General features: G+C 38.7%; 20 protein-coding genes. 13 read left to right on the forward strand and 7 right to left on the reverse strand.

The features are described 5' to 3' along the window. Positions 1 to 51: 51 nt before the first annotated feature. The 3 genes from V7124_RS11300 to V7124_RS11310 all read right to left on the reverse strand — a co-directional run bounded on the left by V7124_RS11300 (position 52) and on the right by V7124_RS11310 (position 2,469). Positions 52 to 441 carry a hypothetical protein gene (locus tag V7124_RS11300; protein ID WP_335412434.1) on the reverse strand — a complete coding sequence of 130 codons (390 nt, stop codon included), beginning with the start codon at positions 439 to 441 and terminating at the stop codon, positions 52 to 54. A 105-nt stretch (positions 442 to 546) separates the two neighbouring features. Next, a complete protein-coding gene (liaG, locus tag V7124_RS11305; RefSeq protein ID WP_335489036.1) occupies positions 547 to 1,395 on the reverse strand; it encodes a LiaG family protein in 849 nt (282 codons plus the stop codon). A gap of 135 nt (positions 1,396 to 1,530) precedes the next feature. Beyond that, positions 1,531 to 2,469: a DMT family transporter gene (locus V7124_RS11310; protein ID WP_335489039.1), complete on the reverse strand. Its 939-nt coding sequence runs from the start codon at positions 2,467 to 2,469 to the stop codon at positions 1,531 to 1,533. Positions 2,470 to 2,699: 230 nt separating this feature from the next. Between V7124_RS11310 and V7124_RS11315 the strand changes: the two genes are divergently transcribed. From V7124_RS11315 to htpG, 4 genes are all read left to right on the forward strand, one after another. Continuing rightward, positions 2,700 to 3,119, forward strand: a complete 420-nt coding sequence (locus V7124_RS11315) for an SRPBCC family protein (protein ID WP_335489042.1) — start codon at positions 2,700 to 2,702, stop codon at positions 3,117 to 3,119. Then, positions 3,120 to 3,488, forward strand: a complete 369-nt coding sequence (locus V7124_RS11320) for an ArsR/SmtB family transcription factor (protein WP_335489044.1) — start codon at positions 3,120 to 3,122, stop codon at positions 3,486 to 3,488. A 596-nt stretch (positions 3,489 to 4,084) separates the two neighbouring features. Further along, the gene (locus V7124_RS11325) at positions 4,085 to 4,702 is read left to right on the forward strand and encodes a LysE family translocator (protein WP_335489046.1); all 618 of its coding nucleotides are present in this window, start codon (positions 4,085 to 4,087) and stop codon (positions 4,700 to 4,702) included. 152 nt (positions 4,703 to 4,854) lie between these two features. Then, positions 4,855 to 6,735 (forward strand): molecular chaperone HtpG, encoded by a 1,881-nt coding sequence (htpG, locus tag V7124_RS11330; protein WP_335489049.1) that lies wholly within the window; start codon positions 4,855 to 4,857, stop codon positions 6,733 to 6,735. 57 nt (positions 6,736 to 6,792) lie between these two features. Here htpG and adhE read toward each other — a convergent pair whose 3' ends face one another. The 3 genes from adhE to V7124_RS11345 form a co-directional block, all read right to left on the reverse strand. Continuing rightward, positions 6,793 to 9,396 (reverse strand): bifunctional acetaldehyde-CoA/alcohol dehydrogenase, encoded by a 2,604-nt coding sequence (adhE, locus tag V7124_RS11335; RefSeq protein WP_335489051.1) that lies wholly within the window; start codon positions 9,394 to 9,396, stop codon positions 6,793 to 6,795. A 92-nt stretch (positions 9,397 to 9,488) separates the two neighbouring features. Continuing rightward, positions 9,489 to 9,716, reverse strand: coding sequence for a hypothetical protein (locus V7124_RS11340; RefSeq protein ID WP_335412419.1), 228 nt, complete (start codon positions 9,714 to 9,716; stop codon positions 9,489 to 9,491). 163 nt (positions 9,717 to 9,879) lie between these two features. After that, positions 9,880 to 10,269, reverse strand: a complete 390-nt coding sequence (locus tag V7124_RS11345; protein WP_335489053.1) for an SET domain-containing protein — start codon at positions 10,267 to 10,269, stop codon at positions 9,880 to 9,882. Between the two features lie 282 nt (positions 10,270 to 10,551). Between V7124_RS11345 and V7124_RS11350 the strand changes: the two genes are divergently transcribed. The 5 genes from V7124_RS11350 (at position 10,552) to V7124_RS11370 (ending at position 13,623) form a co-directional block, all read left to right on the forward strand. Beyond that, positions 10,552 to 11,487, forward strand: a complete 936-nt coding sequence (locus V7124_RS11350; protein WP_335489056.1) for a dipeptidase — start codon at positions 10,552 to 10,554, stop codon at positions 11,485 to 11,487. Between the two features lie 128 nt (positions 11,488 to 11,615). Further along, positions 11,616 to 11,846, forward strand: a complete 231-nt coding sequence (locus V7124_RS11355) for an excisionase family DNA-binding protein (protein ID WP_335412586.1) — start codon at positions 11,616 to 11,618, stop codon at positions 11,844 to 11,846. A gap of 141 nt (positions 11,847 to 11,987) precedes the next feature. Further along, a complete protein-coding gene (locus V7124_RS11360; RefSeq protein WP_335489059.1) occupies positions 11,988 to 12,365 on the forward strand; it encodes a DUF488 domain-containing protein in 378 nt (125 codons plus the stop codon). A 10-nt stretch (positions 12,366 to 12,375) separates the two neighbouring features. Beyond that, positions 12,376 to 13,098: a GDSL-type esterase/lipase family protein gene (locus tag V7124_RS11365; protein WP_335489062.1), complete on the forward strand. Its 723-nt coding sequence runs from the start codon at positions 12,376 to 12,378 to the stop codon at positions 13,096 to 13,098. A gap of 60 nt (positions 13,099 to 13,158) precedes the next feature. Then, a complete protein-coding gene (locus V7124_RS11370; RefSeq protein ID WP_335412409.1) occupies positions 13,159 to 13,623 on the forward strand; it encodes an SRPBCC family protein in 465 nt (154 codons plus the stop codon). A 113-nt stretch (positions 13,624 to 13,736) separates the two neighbouring features. Here V7124_RS11370 and V7124_RS11375 read toward each other — a convergent pair whose 3' ends face one another. Beyond that, a complete protein-coding gene (locus tag V7124_RS11375; RefSeq protein ID WP_335489065.1) occupies positions 13,737 to 14,795 on the reverse strand; it encodes a YeiH family protein in 1,059 nt (352 codons plus the stop codon). Between the two features lie 123 nt (positions 14,796 to 14,918). On the opposite strand from V7124_RS11375, the gene V7124_RS11380 reads away from it, so the two are divergent. From V7124_RS11380 to V7124_RS11395, 4 genes are all read left to right on the forward strand, one after another. Then, positions 14,919 to 15,803 carry a LysR family transcriptional regulator gene (locus V7124_RS11380; RefSeq protein WP_335412406.1) on the forward strand — a complete coding sequence of 295 codons (885 nt, stop codon included), beginning with the start codon at positions 14,919 to 14,921 and terminating at the stop codon, positions 15,801 to 15,803. A 123-nt stretch (positions 15,804 to 15,926) separates the two neighbouring features. Further along, on the forward strand, positions 15,927 to 16,877 hold the full coding sequence (locus tag V7124_RS11385) for a hydroxyacid dehydrogenase (protein ID WP_335412404.1): 951 nt from the start codon (positions 15,927 to 15,929) through the stop codon (positions 16,875 to 16,877). 120 nt (positions 16,878 to 16,997) lie between these two features. Further along, positions 16,998 to 17,342: a UxaA family hydrolase gene (locus tag V7124_RS11390; RefSeq protein WP_335412401.1), complete on the forward strand. Its 345-nt coding sequence runs from the start codon at positions 16,998 to 17,000 to the stop codon at positions 17,340 to 17,342. Between the two features lie 3 nt (positions 17,343 to 17,345). Further along, on the forward strand, positions 17,346 to 18,503 hold the full coding sequence (locus tag V7124_RS11395) for a UxaA family hydrolase (RefSeq protein ID WP_335412399.1): 1,158 nt from the start codon (positions 17,346 to 17,348) through the stop codon (positions 18,501 to 18,503). Positions 18,504 to 18,554 lie beyond the last annotated feature (51 nt).

Genomic DNA, 18,554 nt, shown 5'->3' on the forward strand with positions numbered 1-18,554 from the left:
GAAATCTCCGCCTTTTTTGTATTCCAAAAAAGACTTTCGGTGAATGGTTTGCTAATTTCCCCATTTTAGGTGTATGGATAATGTACAGCAACTCATGGGTACACTTGGGTCTGTGTGTGCTGTAAGATCGAAAGTCACACCAGTTGGCGTAAAATTTGTTTTCACAGGCACTTTTAGTCCAAGTGATTTCATTAAGGTATCCACTTCTGCATGGTTCCCTTTCTGTGCAGCTGACATTAACTTAAGATCAAAGTTTGAATCTCCTAATCTGTCTAAAAGGATACTACCTTGGTCCATTAATAATCTATAGGTCTTAATGGACTTCTTGAAGACATTCACATCCACCTGCGGATATTGCCTAGGTATTGGCTGATATTGATTATAACTCGGGTAAATACGCGGCTGAGGGTGAAGTGGGTAAGGATAATGGTAAAAGTACATCATAACGCTCCTTCCATAGTAAAAGCACAGGGCATTATACGTTATGAAAAATGGACACTTTTGGTTACAGTTAAAGAGCGCATGGTCCATACGCTCTTTTTTATACTAAAAAATATCAACATCACCGCTTGAAACGGAAATATCTATCTTATGTTTACCGGAACCATGGGTTCCTTTAAGGCTTTTCTTATTGCTGCTCGTAGTAGTTAAAGGAAACTCACTCTGTATATTTCCACTGCTTACATTGCCAACTAAGCTGAAATCAGCGTTATCGGGCAAATCGAGGTTCACGTTTCCAGAACTAAGGTCAATTTCAATCGAATCATTTAACTTATCCATTTGAACGGAGAATTTCCCTGATGAAACATCTGCATGAATGGCGCCAGTATAATGTTCGATATCTAAATTTCCAGAACTAAGGTCAAAAGTACCTGTTTTCGTCGTTAAAGTGTCAATTTCAACATTGCCAGAAGAACCATCATGTGTAAATTCTGCCACTTCTAAATGATCGAGATTTACATTCCCTGAACCAATATCTAAAGAAAGCTTATTTAATTTCATTGAATCTCCGGAGAAATCCAAGCTGCCTGATCCAAGTTGAATGTTCATATTCCGATTATAATCTTCAGGAATATAGATTTTTAGTTTTCTCTTTTCGGAAAAAGCGAACCAATTAAACATTTTTTTTTGCGTTTCAACTACTAATCTGTTTCCATCTTCTTTTACGATTAGTGAGCCATTACCAGTTAATACCGCTTCTACATCATTTCTGTCCTCAGGAATAATTGTGGTGCGAACGGAACCCACATTTATCTCTATGGTGTCAATTTTCTGTGATACCGTAGCCCTGCCTTCCTTACTGCCGCCAGACATAAAACCATCTAACTGGAACGACTGGTTAAAAACAATATATAACCCAGTAATAATCAATAGAAGAATCACAATCCTTTTCATTCTAAATCCCCGCCCTTCACTTCTTATAGTTTAATAATAAGTGATTCTTGATTAACTACCAATGTACTACAGATTTATTTTTTCCTAAGACTTGAGACGTATTAGGCAGTGAAAAAAGCAGTGTGTGATCACTGCTTAAACCGAGCTGTATGGGATTTTCTTTTTCTGCTTTGTCTGCCGTATATACTCATCTACCGCACCTGATCCAAGTAAAACTCCAAATAATATTAATAGGAAGCCAATAATTTGAGAAAAAATAATAACTTCACCTAGGAATATAACTGCACTAATCAGTGCGAAAAAGGGGTTAAGGTTAATAAAAATAGCGGCTTCGGACACCCCGACTTTTCCAATTGAATCATTATATATCGTATGGCCAAAAGCAGTTCCAATAATTGCAGAGCCTAAAAACACCAGCCAAACACCTGGAGACCCGTCTGTGAGCGTGCCTAATCCCTGTGGCTCCTTAAATAAGCCAATGATAAAAAGAATAAATGAACCAATTAGCAGCATGTATCCCGTCATAAGGCGAGGATCCAAGGTTTTGGAAATCTTCTTTATCATCACAAAGCTGAAGGATTGCGTTAGAATAGAAAGAAACACATAGATATCACCAATGGAAATATTACTAATTCCTCCATTCCCGACCACAACAATAAAGGAAACCCCCGTTAAGCCCAAGATGATCCCCGAAAACTGTAACAACGAAATCCTATTTCCTAAAAAGAAAAATGCAATAATCGTTGTTAATAATGGAGCGAGCCCCAAGATAAGTCCGCCGTTTGAAGCTGAGGTTTTTGACAGGCCAATGGATAAAAAATAATGATGACAGACTACATTGAAAAATGTCGCTATCAGGATATAAACAAATTCTTTCTTTGTCGGTAACCTTATTTGTTTAATGAAATAAAGGATAATAAATACGCAAATGGCCGCTGTAAAAACCCTTAGAGCTGTAATGGTTATAGGTGGAAAGACATCAACAATAATCTTTAATGCAATGACATTAAGCCCCCAACTCATCATCACTAAAACTAACAGAATATAAATCTGGTATTTTTGCGATTTTGACAAATGCTCATCTTCTTTCTAAATTGTTCGAATTTTATGATGGTATCATTATACAACATTCATATAAAATTCAAAGAGTTTTATCTAGAGTGTGTTTATCTTTCTGATTTATAAATCGAGATTATGGGGAAAATAAACGGGAAAAAAGATTGACATGAAACCAAATGGTTTTATATAATTTAGAAAGCGAAACCAATTGGTTTCATATTAAAGGATGAAGGTAGGATTAATCATTGGAAAATACATTACAAGATATTAAACAAACAGTTTTAATTAATGCCCCTATCAATAAGGTTTGGGAACAAGTATCAACTTCAGAAGGGATTGCTGCTTGGTTTATGCCAAATGACTTTAAACCCGAAGTAGGCTATGAATTCCATATCCAATCTCCGTTTGGTCCATCTCCATGTAAAGTGACTGAATTTGATCCCCCAAATGGGCTTTCGTTTAACTGGGATACGGATGGCTGGTTTTTATCGTTTAGCTTAAAGGATTTAGGTGATAAAACAGAGTTTACCGTTATTCATGGCGGTTGGCCGCAATCTGACGCAATTATTGGCAAGGCCAACCAAAAGGCTTCTGCTATTCGTGATAATATGTCTCAGGGGTGGGCAGGGATCGTTCAAAAACTGCGCCAACTTTTGGAGAGCTAAGTGTCAACTCCCGCACAAAAGCATGATGTATTTCAAGCAATTGCAGACCCTACTCGGAGAGAGGTACTACGATTACTTGCGGAAAAAGAGTTGCCCATTTCAGAAATAGCAATTCATTTTCCCATGACTCGTACGGCCATTGCCAAACATCTTCAAGTCCTTTCGTCAGCTGAATTAGTCAGTGGTCGGAAGCAAGGCAGAGAGAAAATTTATCGGCTGCAGCCAGAGCCGTTAACCGAACTTAAACAATGGCTGTCCTTCTACGAAAAATTTTGGGAAAACAAGCTATCAATTCTTAAGCATATTGTAGAAAACCCAAGTGAAAATAGTTTGAGCGTCATTCATACAGAAGAAACCGACAAAAATTAATGTCGGTTTTTTTGTGCTTAGAGTTATAGTGACCGAGAGATAGGAAATGAAAGGGTTTGGGTAACTATAAGAGGCTTATAGTTACCGAGACATGAAATATTAAGGTGTTTGGGTAACTATAAGAGGTTCATAGTGACCGAGAGATGGAAAAATAAGGTGTTAGGGTAACTATAAGAGGTTTATAGTGACCGTGAGATGGAAAATTAGGTGTTTGGGTAACTATAAGAGGTTCATAGTTACCGAGAGATGAAATATTGAGGTGTTTGGGTAACTATAAGAGGGTCATAGTGACCGTGAGATGGAAAATAAGGTGTTTGGGTAACTATATAAGATTCATAGTTACCGAAGAGCATTTAAACAAGGCATTTGGGTCAATGCAGAGGTGCTGGAGTGACCGAAGAGCATCTAGAAAAGGCAATTGGGTCAATGCAGGAAGCACGGAGTGACTGAACAGCATCTAGAAAAGGCATTTGGGTCAATGCAGAAAGTCCGTATGCCGATGCTCTCGGACATTCTTTCTCCAACACTTAATAAAAAGCCAATCTCTAGAATAGTGTGATAAAATACTTGTAAACACGTATATAGAGGAGAGGGATATGTGGGCGTTTATTTTGGTCGTACTGGTGCTTTTTTTAATCCCAGGTCCGGCTGTTTTTTTAACATTAACTCAGACATTTAAAGGCGGATTAAAAACTGGGATCATTACCGGTGTTGGAATTGCTGTGGGGGATTTACTTCATTCGATTGCAGCCGTTCTTGGACTATCTGCCATCCTGATGTCATCAGCATTAGCTTTTGAGGTAGTAAAATATTTAGGTGCAGCCTATTTAATCTTTTTAGGAATAAAAGCATTGCTTGAAAAAACAAAAAAACTCGAACCACAGCCAATTGCCAAACAAGAGAATCCGGCTGTATCCTTTCGACATGCATTATTAATAGAATTACTTAACCCAAAAACATCCTTATTTTTCTTGGCCTTTCTGCCTCAATTTGTAAAATCAGATGGTCCACCGGTAGTTATTCAATTAGTAACACTAGGTCTAGTTTTTGTAATAATGAGTATTTTGTACACCTCATCCCTAGCTTTTCTAGCAAGTTCATTAGGGAATAAGCTATTCAAGAAAGATGGTAAGGTATCCCGCTGGCAGGGAAAAGTTGTCGGAACCATTTATATTGGATTAGGTTTACAATTGGTCTTCCAAAGCCAAAAATAAAAGTAAGGCGGCACATGAAAAAGTGTGTCGCTATTTTATTGACAGCGTCAACGATTTTATGATATTTAAATAATGTCGGCATTAGCACTCTTAAGTCGAGAGTGCTAATCATTCAATTTCAATTTAATTAAAATGAGTAAGGAGTGGTTTCTATGGCAAAAAAGCAGTTTAAGGCAGAATCTAAAAGGCTGTTAGAAATGATGATTAACTCTATTTATACCCACAAAGAGGTATTTTTACGAGAGTTAGTCTCAAATGCAAGTGATGCGATTGACAAAATCTATTACAGAGCTTTAACAGATGATGCGTTAAGCTTCGATAAGGATAGTTACTTTATTAAAGTAATTCCAGACAACGAAACGAGAACCTTGAAAATTATTGATACTGGTATAGGAATGACAAAAGAAGATTTAGAGACAAATCTTGGAACAATTGCTAAAAGTGGATCTTTAGCTTTTAAGAAGGAAACAGAATTAAAAGATGGTTATGACATTATTGGTCAGTTTGGAGTCGGTTTCTATGCTGCATTTATGGTAGCAGACGTAGTGACTGTTATAAGTAAAGCATTAGGCAGCGAGGAAGCCTACAAGTGGGAATCGAATGGAGCAGAAGGTTATACCATCGAACCTGCTGAAAAAGAGTCAGTTGGCACTGAGATTATTTTAAAAATCAAAGAGAATACTGAAGATGAAAATTACGATGAGTTTTTAGAAGAATATCGTTTAAAGTCAATTATTAAAAAATACTCTGACTTCATCCGCTATCCAATTAAAATGGATGTTTCTAATAGCAGACCAAAAGAAGGCAGCGAAAACGAGTTTGAGGACTTTGTAGAGGAACAAACTATTAATAGTATGGTTCCAATCTGGAAGAAAAATAAAAGTGAACTAACAGATGAAGATTATGCGAACTTCTACACAGAAAAGCGTTACGGGTTTGATAAGCCAATTAAACATATCCATATAAGTGTCGATGGGTCCATCCGTTATAATGCGATTTTATATATCCCGGAAAAAACTCCATTTGACTTCTATTCAAAAGAGTTTGAAAAGGGCTTAGAACTTTATTCAAATGGCGTGTTGATTATGGACAAGTGTGCAGACCTGCTTCCTGACCATTTTAGCTTTGTCAAAGGGATGGTTGACTCAGAGGACCTTTCTCTTAACATTTCAAGAGAAATGCTCCAGCATGATCGCCAATTAAAGCTGATCTCTAAAAACATTAACAAAAAGATTAAAAGTGAATTACAAAGCCTCATAAAAAATGACCGTGAAAAGTATGAAGAATTCTATAAATCATTTGGCCGTCAATTAAAATACGGGGTGTATAGCGAATTCGGCGCAAATAAAGAAGTATTACAGGATCTCATCATGTTCTACTCTTCAAAAGAGAAGAAGCTAGTTACATTGGATGAATATGTAGAAAGAATGCCTGAAAATCAAAAATATATTTATTATGCATCTGGTGAGTCCATTGAAAGAATCGATAAGCTTCCTCAAGCAGAGTTTGTTTCTGAAAATGGATATGAAATTCTTTACTTCACTGAGGATATCGATGAATTTGCAATCAAAATGTTAATGACTTACAAGGAAAAAGAATTCAAATCAATCTCTTCAGGTGACTTAGGAATTGAAGGGGAAGAAAACAAGGAAGAGTCCGACTCAGTAGAAAAGGAAAACAAGGAAATCTTTGACTATATGAAAAACATTTTATCTGGAAAAGTTAAAGATGTTAGAGTTTCAAAACGGTTAAAGTCGCACCCTGTCTGCTTGGCTACTGAAGGTGATATATCCATAGAAATGGAGAAAATCCTTGCTGCAATGCCTGATAATCAAAACATCAAGGCAGATAAGGTTTTAGAAATTAACAAAAATCATGAAGTTTTCCAATCACTAAAGGATGCCTTTGAAACGGATAAAGGAAAATTAGATCTTTATACAAAGTTACTTTACAATCAAGCACTTCTAATTGAAGGATTACCAATCCAGGATCCAGTCGAATTTACAAATGATATTTGTAAGATTATGGTATAAAAAACTACAAAAAGCCATCATTGTGGATGGCTTTTTGTGTTTGTTTATTAAACTCTTTTAAACTCCCTTATATGCTTTACGATAAATTTCAGCTAATTCGGTTACTAAAGGAAGCTTAGGGTTAGCAGTGGTGCATTGGTCTTCGAATGCCCGGTCTGCCAGATAGTCTACTTTGCTTTCGAAAGCGTCAGCATCAATATTATTTGCTTCGATACTCATTGGAATATCAAGCTCTTTTGCAAGTCGAATGATGGCTTGAACCAGGCTTTCTACTCCTTCCTCTGTGGTATTCGCAGGCAATCCTAGTGTTCTCGCAATTTCTGCATAACGCTTATCTGCCACAAAGTGTGCATATTTAGGGAATGCTGTAAATTTATTTGGTTTAGTAGCATTATAACGAATCACATGTGGCATTAATATTGTATTTGCACGTCCATGAGCGATATGGAATTCTGCGCCTAACTTATGGGCAAGGCTATGGTTGATCCCAAGGAAAGCATTTGCAAAGGCCATCCCAGCAATCGTTGATGCATTATGCACCTTTTCACGTGCCAATTCGTCACTACCATTTCGATAGGCTCTAGGCAAATATTCGAATACAAGTTGGATTGCTTTCATCGCAAGCCCATCTGTATAGTCATTAGCCATACAGGACACATAGGCTTCAATGGCATGTGTCAATACGTCCATCCCAGTATCGGCTGTAATATGCTTCGGAACAGTCATAACAAACTGTGGGTCAATGATCGCTACGTCTGGTGTTAATTCATAATCTGCAAGAGGATATTTCATATTTGCTTCTTTATCGGTAATAACCGAGAATGACGTAACCTCTGACCCAGTTCCTGAGGTAGTTGGAATGGCTACAAATTGTGCTTTTTCACCTAATTTAGGGTATTTTACAATTCGTTTTCGGATATCAAGGAATTTCTGTTTTAAACCAAAGAAATCTGAATCTGGATTCTCATAGAACAGCCACATACCTTTGGCAGCATCCATGGCGGACCCGCCACCAAGGGCAATGATAACATCCGGCTGGAATTTAGCCATCATTTCGGTACCCTTCATAACTGTTTCAATGGATGGATCAGGTTCTACCTCTGAAAAAATTTCACAATGGACGTAATCAGCACGTTTTCTTAAATAATAAAGGACTTTATCAACATAGCCTAGTTTCACCATTCCGGGGTCCGTTACAATGAATGCTTTTGAGATCTTCGGCATTTTAGCCAAATACTGTGTTGAATTTTTCTCGAAATAGATTTTGGACGGAACTTTAAACCATTGCATATTAACATTCCTTTGGGCTACTTTTTTAATATTGATTAAGTGAATCGCACCAACGTTCGTTGATACAGAGTTTCCTCCATATGAACCACAGCCAAGTGTAAGTGAAGGCATATAAGCATTGTAAATATCACCAATGGCACCTTGTGAAGATGGGGCATTGACAATGATTCTTCCAGCTTTCATCCGGTAGCCATACTGCCTAATCACTTGTTGATCCTGAGAATGGATGACTGCAGAATGTCCTAAACCGCCAAATTCTAACATTTCTTCTGCTCTTTTTAAACCTTCTTCAAGACTGCTGACCCTGTAACAGGCTAGGATAGGGCTTAATTTTTCTCTTGATAGCGGGTATCCTGGTCCGACGCCAGTTAATTCAGCTACAAGAATTTTTGTGTTTTCAGGAACGGTTACTCCTGCTAAAGCAGCAATTTTGCTAGCAGCCATTCCAACAATATCAGGATTAACAGCACATGATTTTTCATTAATGACTAATTTTTCGACTTTTTCTTTTTCTTCTTCATTTAAAAAGTAACAGTTATTCGCAATCAACTCATTTTTGACAGCTGAATAGATTTCTTGCTCAATAATAACTGCCTGCTCAGAAGCACATATCATTCCGTTGTCAAAAGTTTTTGATAAAATTAAGTCATTTACTGCTTGATGAATGTTAGCTGATTTCTCCATATAGCACGGAACATTTCCAGGTCCAACACCGAGAGCTGGTTTACCTGAGCTATAAGCGGATTTGACCATTCCTGCACCGCCAGTTGCTAGGATCATAGATACTTTTGAGTGATTCATCAGTGCTTGTGTAGCCTCAATAGAAGGCGTTTCAATCCATTGAATGCAATTTTCAGGAGCACCTGCCTTTATAGCTGCGTCTCTAAGGATTCTTGCTGCCTCACTGCTGCATTTTTGTGCAGAAGGATGGAAGGCAAAAACGATTGGATTTCTCGTTTTTATGGATATTAGTGCTTTAAACATTGTTGTGGATGTTGGATTGGTTACAGGTGTAACACACGCGATGACACCAACTGGTTCGGCGATTTCAATGATTCCTTCGTGTTCGTTTTCGTTTATGATGCCAACGGTTTTATCATATTTGATATTATGATAGACATATTCAGTTGCAAACATATTTTTAATGATTTTATCTTCATAAACACCTCGATTGGTTTCTTCAACAGCAAGTTTTGCAAGCTGCATATGCTGATCAAGTCCTGCTAAGGCCATTTGTTTCACAATCGTATCAATCATTTCTTGGTCAAAGCTGCGGAATTCCTCTAAAGCTTTTAGACCATTTTCCACTAAGGTATCAACCATAGTCGTTACACTTTGCAAGTCCTTGCCCATTTTTTCTGTCACTGCCATTATATATTCCTCCAATTACTTAAAAGTTTGTGAAATATTTCACAATCATATATAAAAAAATAATAACAAACGATTGGATAGAATCTTACTGGTTATTCACAAACTGGATTTCGTGGTATTTTTTCAAAGGAGATGTCATTCAGTACTTTAGAATATTTTTTTACAACGATGACATAATTGACTGTCCATATATAATTTGGAATAACCTCATTATCCTTAATCATCATCGCCTCAAATTCGTCACCAATAATCTCTTCGAATGCTTCTTGTGTATACGTTTCAGAATCAGTAGAAAAAGATCTCCATTCACATATCATCATGTTTAATCACTCCTTGTTCCTTAATAAATTTATCATAACATCTAATTTTGATAAAAGTTTGTGAAATATTGAACAAACTTTGAAAGTTTGACAAATATACCAAAAATGATTCTTTTTACCTAAAAAGAGAGTTATGGAAAAAAAACAGCCCGGTTAGGGGCTGTTATTTTTCTTGCTTTTCTTTATCGAACCAAAGCAGTTCTTGATCCTCTTCGTCACCATTATAGTTGATAAGAATCTCTTCACCAGCTTTAATGTCTTTGTAAGCAAAAAAATCAAAGGTATGGTTTGGAAAATTAATTTCATACGTAGCATTTGGCTGATAGGAATGGTTAAATAACATTCCATAACCTAAAAGAAGGCATGTGTGATTAATACCATATTCGAATGCGTAATCAGCAAGCAGTGTTTTTTCAATATGTTCATGCTCTGCATTTGGATAGGCAATAACGGGTGCTTCATGGAGAAGTTCACCTTTTTTAATATCACGAGTTGCAAATACTCCTCGATTAAACTCTCCATCGCTAAGTGTTGAAGTTTTTATTTCTATCATGTTCGTCACCTACATTTACTTTCTTCGAAGTCAATTATCAGGGCTCTTTCCTTTACGAAAACAGCCATTATCTTTTCAGTTTGACAGGTAATGTGTTTGAAAGCAACTGTTTTTCTGTATCTCGCATGATAGTGTTTCTTAAAAGGGTAAAATTTAATCGGCAAAGATATAAAAAAACGATACTAGGCTAAAATAGCCATTCCTAAATACTATTTCGTTGTCGCATAAAGTAACCTTTATGTCGTATTTATGATAAAATTTTTATAAAAAGGAGTCGCTTAAATGAAAATAATTGACCTGCATTGTGATGCATTACTTAAGCTTTCAGAAGGAGAAGGGACACTGCGGTTTGCGGATGCGAAGGAATTACAGACAAACAAAGCTCGGCTGCATAAAGGGCAAGTCAAGGTACAGTGTTTTGCGATTTTTATTGAGCCTGATATTCCATCAGACCAGAAGTTTCAGGTAGCGCTTGAACAAATTGATTATTTTTACAAGGAAGTTCTCGGAAAGAATCCAGATATGGTTCATATTAAAGAATGGTCTGATTTTGAGCGGATCAATATCGGGCAAATCGGCGCCATGCTAACACTTGAGGGCGTCGATGCAATTGGAAACGATTTAATGAAGCTTCATATTCTTTATCAGTTGGGGGTTCGCTCTGTTGGATTGACCTGGAATCATGCAAATTTAGCGGCGGACGGGGCTGGTGAACCGCGCGGTGGCGGGTTGACGCTTTTTGGAAAAGAGATTGTCACGTTTAATAACGAGCACCAGATCCTTACGGACATTTCTCATCTAAGTGACAAGGGAATTTGGGAGGTCATTGAATTAGCTAAGTTTCCTATTGCCAGCCATTCTAATTCCCGCACGATCTGTAACCATCTTCGGAATGTAACGGATGAACAGGCAACGGCGATGTTTGAAAGAAACGCGATGATTCATGTGGTCTACTATCCTCCATTTGTAAAAGAATCCGGAGAAGTCACCATTATGGACCTTATGAGACATATCGATCATTTCTGTACATTAGGCGGTGTAAGTCATATTGGGTTTGGTTCTGATTTTGATGGAATTGGGACATTTATAACCAATCTAGAGGACGCATCGAAATCACAAAATCTCATTAATGAATTATTAAAGCATTTTAAAGAAGATGAAGTGAGAGGATTTGCATATCAAAACTTCCTTGACCATCGACCAGGTGTAGTAGGATGAAGGCCAGAGAAGCTGGTTTAATAGTAGAAGCTGCCAACAGGTGCTAAAAATACAGGCAGTAACTACAAAAGGAAGAGCTGGAAGAGTTGTAAATAATATATCACCATTACGGATGAGGAATGAAATATATGTATCTAACCATTAAAGAAACAGCAGAATATTTATCAATGCCAGAATCAAAAGTAGAAGCACTAATCAAACAAAAGAAAATCCGCGCCATCCATGACGGCGAATCCTGGATCATCAACAAAGAACAATTCAACACACACCTAAAACAAATCGAAAAATATAAACACCTAGTCGAAGAAATTCTAAGCGAACCCGTCCCCGAAGACCTCGACATCAAGGACGAAGACTAATTTTGGTGCCAATTTTTTGGTGGCACCATTTTGGTGCCCATTTTGGTGCCTGTCACCGCCCGTGGACACTGTCACCGCCCGTGGACACTGTCCACGTGGAATGGACACTTTTCTCAATAAACTGATAAGGAGGGTTTAAAAATGGGTGGTTTTTTCTTGAAGAGGGTTTATGAGCCGTATGATGAGTCTGATGGTTCTAGGATATTGGTTGATCGTCTATGGCCTCGTGGAATTTCGAAGGATGCTGCAAAATTGACAGCATGGCAAAAGGATATTGCTCCAACACCAGAGCTTCGTAAATGGTTCTGCCACAAGCCTGAATTGTTTGAGGAGTTTCGTACAAAATACATAGAGGAATTGCATACGGATGTGCAAAAGCTAAAGATTATTGAGGAATTAAAAATAATGGCATCTGAAGGAATGGTTACACTGCTTTATGGAGCAAAGGATCCTATATATAATCATGCAATTGTGTTACAAGAAGAGCTCAACAGAATGATAAATGAAGTAAAAGCATAGGAGTTTTAACATGAAAAAATACTTCTTTTTCTTCTGTATTATTTTAGCCCTGTTTGGCACTTATAACGTTACTCGCGGTTCTTCAGCCAATACAAAGGTGATTAACCTAGTAGCCCTCGGTGATTCCATCACACATGGAATAGGGGACCCTGCAAAAAAGGGATACATTGAAGGAGTTAAAGTAAAATTACAGGATATACAGAACACTCCAGTCAAACTAAGTAATTTTGCCATACCTAGATATTCTACCGAAAAAGTCCTCGAACAACTTCAGGACAAAAGCATCAATACGAAAATAAAAAAAGCCAATTATATTATTCTTTATATCGGAACGAATGATTTTCGAAAGAGTGCGAGTCATCAATTTAACCCACTTGATGTAAAAAAGGTAAATGAGGGTAAGGCTGCTTTTACAACCAACCTTAATAAAATTCTAGAAAATATAAGAAAAAATAATTCTGAAGCTCCAATTTTTGTTTTGGGTCTATATCAACCATATGTCGAATACTCGAATCGCAATGAAATTCTAAACACCATAAAAGATTGGAACCATGGGATTGTCCAAGTGGCAGGTAATTATGACCGAACTTTCTTTGTTGCCACGCTTGACCTATTTCAAGATAAACCCAAAAGTACCTATTTCAGTGATTCTCTACATCCCAATCCTGCTGGATATACATTAATTGCTAATCGATTATCTGAAATAATAGTAAAAGAAATTAGTAATAAATAATCTTGGAATAGAAATCATAGTGATAATAAGCAGTGAATAAAGGAAAAAGGGGGAGTTATTATGATAACACTAAACGAAAAACCCGTGGTTAAGGCAGAAATGCTTATTCGCAAACCCGTTGAGGAAGTATATGAAGCTTTTATCAACCCAGAAATAACTACAAAATTTTGGTTCACCAAAAGCAGCGGAAGATTAGAGAAGGGTAAAACCATCAGATGGGACTGGGAAATGTATGGTGTGGGTGATGAATTAACTGTTAAGGAATTAGAGCATAACAAGGTAATAAGAATTGAATGGTCAAATGGCACCCAGGTGGAGTGGGTATTTACTTTCCGCAAAGATAATGAAACATTTGTGTCGATAACCAACTCAGGATTTTCAGGAACCGGGGATGAAATGGCAGCTCAAGCTATTGATTCAATGGGAGGATACACGATGGTCCTCTGCGGGTTAAAGGCACTTTTAGAGCATAACGTCATGTTGAATCTTGTTTCCGACAAAGCTCCAGATGCCCACGTTAACTAGAAAGAATAGAAAACGATGAAGCCATTCCATATGATGAAGAGGTCTAAAGTAAATAGTTTGTTCAATAGAAAAAACTGGTCAACATTAACGTCATGTTGACCAGTTTAATAGTTTTAGATGACAAAGAACGTAATAATTGATAGAAGGATAGATGTGATTAGCATGGCTAGTAGTGGTCTTAAGGCTTTTGTACGGAGGTCACGGAGGCTTACGTTAAGGCCTAGTCCGACCATGGCTGATGTAAGGATAAATGTTGTTGCGGTGGAAATGCCGTCTAGAACAGGTACCGGTACAGATATCCATGTGCCTAATACATAGCTTCCGAATAAACTCATTAGTATGAAACCTACCAAAAACCAAGGAAAATCAACTTTTGTTTCTCCTGCCTTCCCTGCAGTTTTCCGTTTCATCCAATACATCAAAATAAAGCATAACGGAACGAGCAGCAGAACGCGTCCTAGCTTGGCCAGCAGCGCCATCGCTAAACCATCCGGACCAGCAGGGGCACCCGCCAAAGCCACATGGGCAATTTCGTGAAGGCTGGTGCCGCTCCAGATTCCATAATCAACAGCGGACAACGGAAGAATCGGGCGGATAATCGTATATACAATAGAAAAAATGGTTCCGACTAAAGCAATGATGCCCACCCCTATCGCTGTATCCTCTTCTTTGGCTTTGATGATGGGTGCTACCGCTGCAATTGCTGCTGCCCCGCATACACCAGTGCCAACCCCAAGAAGTAACGACAAAGAAGAATCTGCTTTCAGCCGTTTACCGAGCCAAATTGTCGCGAGGATGGCAAATAAGATGACTCCGGCATCCCGAACCACGAGTCCTAGGCCTTGGTTTAAAATTATATCGACGTTTAATTTTAGACCATATAAGATAATTGCAAACCGTAAAAAATATCTTGCTGAAAACTGGATTCCTGCTCGAATTTTTTCTGGATATCCGAAAAATTGCCGGTATATGATTGCTAAGGTAATTGCACAGGCCATCGGTCCAACCCGGCTAAAGCCAGGTATGGCCGAAAGGGCGAATCCAGCTGCCGCAATGACAATCGTAAAGGCAATTCCTCCTAACCACAAATCAGTAGATTTTGGCTGCGGCTTTTTTTGCTGCTGGCCCAAATTTTCCTGTAATGATAAGGCACTTGCTGATTGACTACTCATTCAATCCCCCCTAAACTTTATTTTTCTAATTATAGATTACTCTCGTTTTGTAGATAAGAAAAATAATGATATATAATGGTAATAATAAGTAAATCAATATACATCAATAACAAGGGGGCTAATATGCATCAATATTTACAGGTATTTGTTAAGGTAGTGGAAAAGGGGAATTTTTCAAAAGCTGCAGTAGAACTTCATATGACCCAGCCGGCGGTCAGCCAATACATCAAAGTCCTCGAGGAATCCGTTGGAGCCCGGCTTTTAGAACGGAGTAATAAATATGTCCGATTGAATAAGGCGGGAGAAATTGTCTATCATCATGCAAAAGAGATTATCGCCCTCTATTCAAAAATGCAGTATTTAGTCGATGATCTCACCAACAATGCCTGCGGACCTATTGCAATTGGGGCAAGCTACACATTCGGAGAATATATCCTGCCGCACATCATTGCAAGGCTGCAGGTACACTATCCGCTTATTTCACCGTCCATCCAGATTCACAATACAAAAGAAATCATTGACCTCGTCCAAACCCATCAATTAGACATTGGCATTGTAGAAGGGCATATCCCCGAAAAGATCCCCAATGTGGAGATTGTTTCTGAGGATAGAATGGTTATAGTCACTTCACCCCACCATCCATTGCTAAGAGTGAACAATGAAAGGATTCTAGAGGAGTTAGAGCAAGAGACATGGATTTTACGAGAAAAGGGCTCGGGAACAAGGGAAGCCGCCGATCATTTGTTCCAACAATTCAATTTTACCCCTCAGAAAATCATGGAATTCGGAAGTACACAAGTCATCAAGGAATCGGTTGAGGCGGGGCTTGGGATCAGTCTGCTTTCTCAATGGGCCATCAATAAGGAACTTATGTATGGTGTATTAGGAATTGTCGCTGTTAAAGGACTGCCGTTTAAACGCAATTTCTCCATCTTAACGCATTCGCCTTACCAGACAAAAGCATTACAACAATTTATAGAAACATTGCGAGAATACTTGGGAGAGTGAAGCATGGGGAACCAGCCCTATGCTTCAAAAATCTATTGACCAAACTAGCAGGTGGGTGTTTTAATATGGTTATAGTGGTTGGGTCACCGAGCCATCCTCAACTTGAAGGAAGGGAGTTTTTTTATGAAAGCCTTGATAACAGAATTAATCTGGAATGAAGGAATTGAAGAACTAAAACAACATGGGTTCGACGTGCATTATGATGAAGGTCTTTGGAAAAAACGCGAAAAGCTGCTTGAAACGGTTAAAGAGTATGATGCCATTATTGTTAGGAACCAAACAAAGGTGGATCAAGAACTATTAGATTCCGGAATTCGCTTGAAGGCAGTCGGCCGCTTGGGAGTTGGAATGGATAACATTGACGTCGCAGCAGCGAAAAATCGCGGCATTCAAGTGGTTTATGGAGGTCATGCGAATGCCACGTCCGTTGCGGAATATGTTATGGCCGCCATGTTAAGTGCCAATCGTTCGCTTTTTCAAGCAGCTGCGGACTGCAGGGCGGGGAATTGGAACCGTAAAAGGTTTACCGGTGGCGAGATTGCGAACAAAACACTCGGATTAATTGGACTAGGAGAAATCTCTCATCGTGTAGCGAAGCGGGCACAAGCTTTTGGCATGAAAGTAATTGGCTATGACCCGTTTATCAACGAGTACGACTATATCGTTTCAGAAACAGGTGTTCAGCTAATACAATCCTTGGAAGACATTTTAACAGATGCCGATTTCATTTCCTTGCATATTCCATTGACACCAGCGACGCATTATTTTATTTCGGAATCAGAATTGAAAAAGATGAAACCTACAGCATTTATTATTAATACCTCTAGAGGGGGGATTATAAAGGAATCTGCACTGGTGGCTGCTTTACATGATTATACAATTGCCGGAGCCTTTTTGGATGTACTAGAAATAGAACCTATCTCACAATCTAATCAACTTTTAGCCTGCGAAACAGCCATAATCACACCTCATATTGCAGGACTCACCGACGAATCCCAAATTAGAACCTCATTATTAGTAGCAAAAGAAGTAGTGAAAATTGTAAATGGCGAACGTTCCTTATGCACTATATAAAAAATATTTTGAAAATTTAAATATTAGTGTTGACTATCCCAAGATTAGATGATTTAATAAGTGTATAAATATTGGTTGGGTCACTCAACCAATTCTCAATCATCAAAAGGAGGCTTTCAAATGAGTAACAATAGTCAAGCAAGTACTCTTACGGAGAAGCAGTCAGAGGCAGCTGGAAATGTAAGCACTCACAAATTTTTAATCCATCATCGCGGCGATCATGTAGGTGTTGCTACAAGTCCCATTCAAAAAGGGGAAAAAGTAGTCGGGATTTATATGGATGATAACTCCGATATTGTTGTTACAGCTAAAGGGGATATTCCTTTGGGTCACAAAATTTCTCTAGTTAATTTAGAGGCAGGGGAACCAGTTTTAAAATATGGCGTGCAGGTTGGTTTAACAACAGACAGGTGGGAAATCGGTGAATACGTTCATACTCACAATATTAAAACGGCGAGGTGGTAGAAAATGAGTCAACAGCTTTTTGGTTATCGCAGGGAAAATGGTAAGGTCGGCATTCGGAATCACGTCATTATTTTACCGGTAGATGATATTTCTAATGCAGCGTGTGAAGGTGTTGCAAGACAAGTGCAAGGAACGCTGGCACTTCCTCATGCATACGGCAGGCTTCAGTATGGTCCAGACTTAGATTTACATTTTAGAACGATGATTGGAACGGGTTCTAACCCTAACGTAGCAGCTGTTGTCGTCATCGGGATTGAAGAAAATTGGGCGAAGAAAATCGCTGATGAAATTGCCAAAACTGGTAAACCAGTATCCTATTTTTCTATCGAGGGAAATGGTGATTTAGAAACGGTCCGTGCGGCATCCTGGAAGGCGAAGGAATATGTTCAATGGGCCACTGAGCTACAGAGAGTCCCAATTGAATTAAAGGAATTAACGGTTAGTATTAAATGCGGTGAGTCAGATACGACAACTGGGCTGGGTTCATGTCCGACAGTGTCGCAAGCTGTTGATCGCTTAGTGGATGCCGGTGCTACTGTTTTCTTTGGGGAAACATCTGAACTAACAGGCGGCGAGCATTTAATCCGCGACCGGATGGCTACACCGGAATTGCGTGACCAATTCATGGCCATCTATGATAACTATGTTGGCGAAATTGCTTCTAAAGGTGTTGATCTATTAGGATCACAGCCAACTCAAGGAAATATCGCAGGAGGCTTGTCCACCATCGAAGAAAAAGCATTGGGCAATATTGCGAAAACAGGATCGAAGGAAGTCATTGGTGTCTTGGAACCTGCTGACAAACCAGAGAATGGACCTGGGCTTTACTTCATGGATACATCTTCTGCAGCAGCAGAATGTATTACGCTAATGGCAGCCGGAGGAGCGGTGCTTCACTTATTCCCTACAGGTCAAGGAAATATTATTGGCAACCCAATTGAACCTGTTGTGAAGATCACGGCTAACCCTATCACTGCTGCCACGATGAGTGAACACATTGATGTTAACGTGCAAGGTTTACTGTCGCGCAATATTTCTCTCGAAGAAGCTGGAGATCAATTAATGGAAATGATTTGCCGTACCGTTAATGGACGTCTTACCAGTGCAGAAGCTTTGGGCCATCGAGAATTTGTAATGACTAAACTATATCGCAGTGCGTAAAACTTTTCTCCCTACACATGTTTATGCGTAGGGAGTTCCCTTTTTGGGGAG

This window comes from Neobacillus niacini (genome assembly GCF_036961885.1).
Lineage (GTDB): Bacteria > Bacillota > Bacilli > Bacillales > Cytobacillaceae > Neobacillus > Neobacillus niacini_H.

Coding starts and splice junctions, on each gene's coding strand:
- V7124_RS11350 (WP_335489056.1), top strand. CDS start 10,552: ATGAAAATAATTGACCTGCATTGTGATGCATTACTTAAGCTTTCAGAA.
- V7124_RS11390 (WP_335412401.1), top strand. CDS start 16,998: ATGAGTAACAATAGTCAAGCAAGTACTCTTACGGAGAAGCAGTCAGAG.
- V7124_RS11385 (WP_335412404.1), top strand. CDS start 15,927: ATGAAAGCCTTGATAACAGAATTAATCTGGAATGAAGGAATTGAAGAA.
- V7124_RS11325 (WP_335489046.1), top strand. CDS start 4,085: ATGTGGGCGTTTATTTTGGTCGTACTGGTGCTTTTTTTAATCCCAGGT.
- V7124_RS11365 (WP_335489062.1), top strand. CDS start 12,376: ATGAAAAAATACTTCTTTTTCTTCTGTATTATTTTAGCCCTGTTTGGC.
- liaG (WP_335489036.1), bottom strand. CDS start 1,395: ATGAAAAGGATTGTGATTCTTCTATTGATTATTACTGGGTTATATATT.
- V7124_RS11380 (WP_335412406.1), top strand. CDS start 14,919: ATGCATCAATATTTACAGGTATTTGTTAAGGTAGTGGAAAAGGGGAAT.
- V7124_RS11395 (WP_335412399.1), top strand. CDS start 17,346: ATGAGTCAACAGCTTTTTGGTTATCGCAGGGAAAATGGTAAGGTCGGC.
- V7124_RS11375 (WP_335489065.1), bottom strand. CDS start 14,795: ATGAGTAGTCAATCAGCAAGTGCCTTATCATTACAGGAAAATTTGGGC.
- V7124_RS11370 (WP_335412409.1), top strand. CDS start 13,159: ATGATAACACTAAACGAAAAACCCGTGGTTAAGGCAGAAATGCTTATT.
- V7124_RS11345 (WP_335489053.1), bottom strand. CDS start 10,269: ATGATAGAAATAAAAACTTCAACACTTAGCGATGGAGAGTTTAATCGA.
- V7124_RS11300 (WP_335412434.1), bottom strand. CDS start 441: ATGTACTTTTACCATTATCCTTACCCACTTCACCCTCAGCCGCGTATT.
- adhE (WP_335489051.1), bottom strand. CDS start 9,396: ATGGCAGTGACAGAAAAAATGGGCAAGGACTTGCAAAGTGTAACGACT.
- V7124_RS11355 (WP_335412586.1), top strand. CDS start 11,616: ATGTATCTAACCATTAAAGAAACAGCAGAATATTTATCAATGCCAGAA.
- htpG (WP_335489049.1), top strand. CDS start 4,855: ATGGCAAAAAAGCAGTTTAAGGCAGAATCTAAAAGGCTGTTAGAAATG.
- V7124_RS11340 (WP_335412419.1), bottom strand. CDS start 9,716: ATGATGATATGTGAATGGAGATCTTTTTCTACTGATTCTGAAACGTAT.
- V7124_RS11360 (WP_335489059.1), top strand. CDS start 11,988: ATGGGTGGTTTTTTCTTGAAGAGGGTTTATGAGCCGTATGATGAGTCT.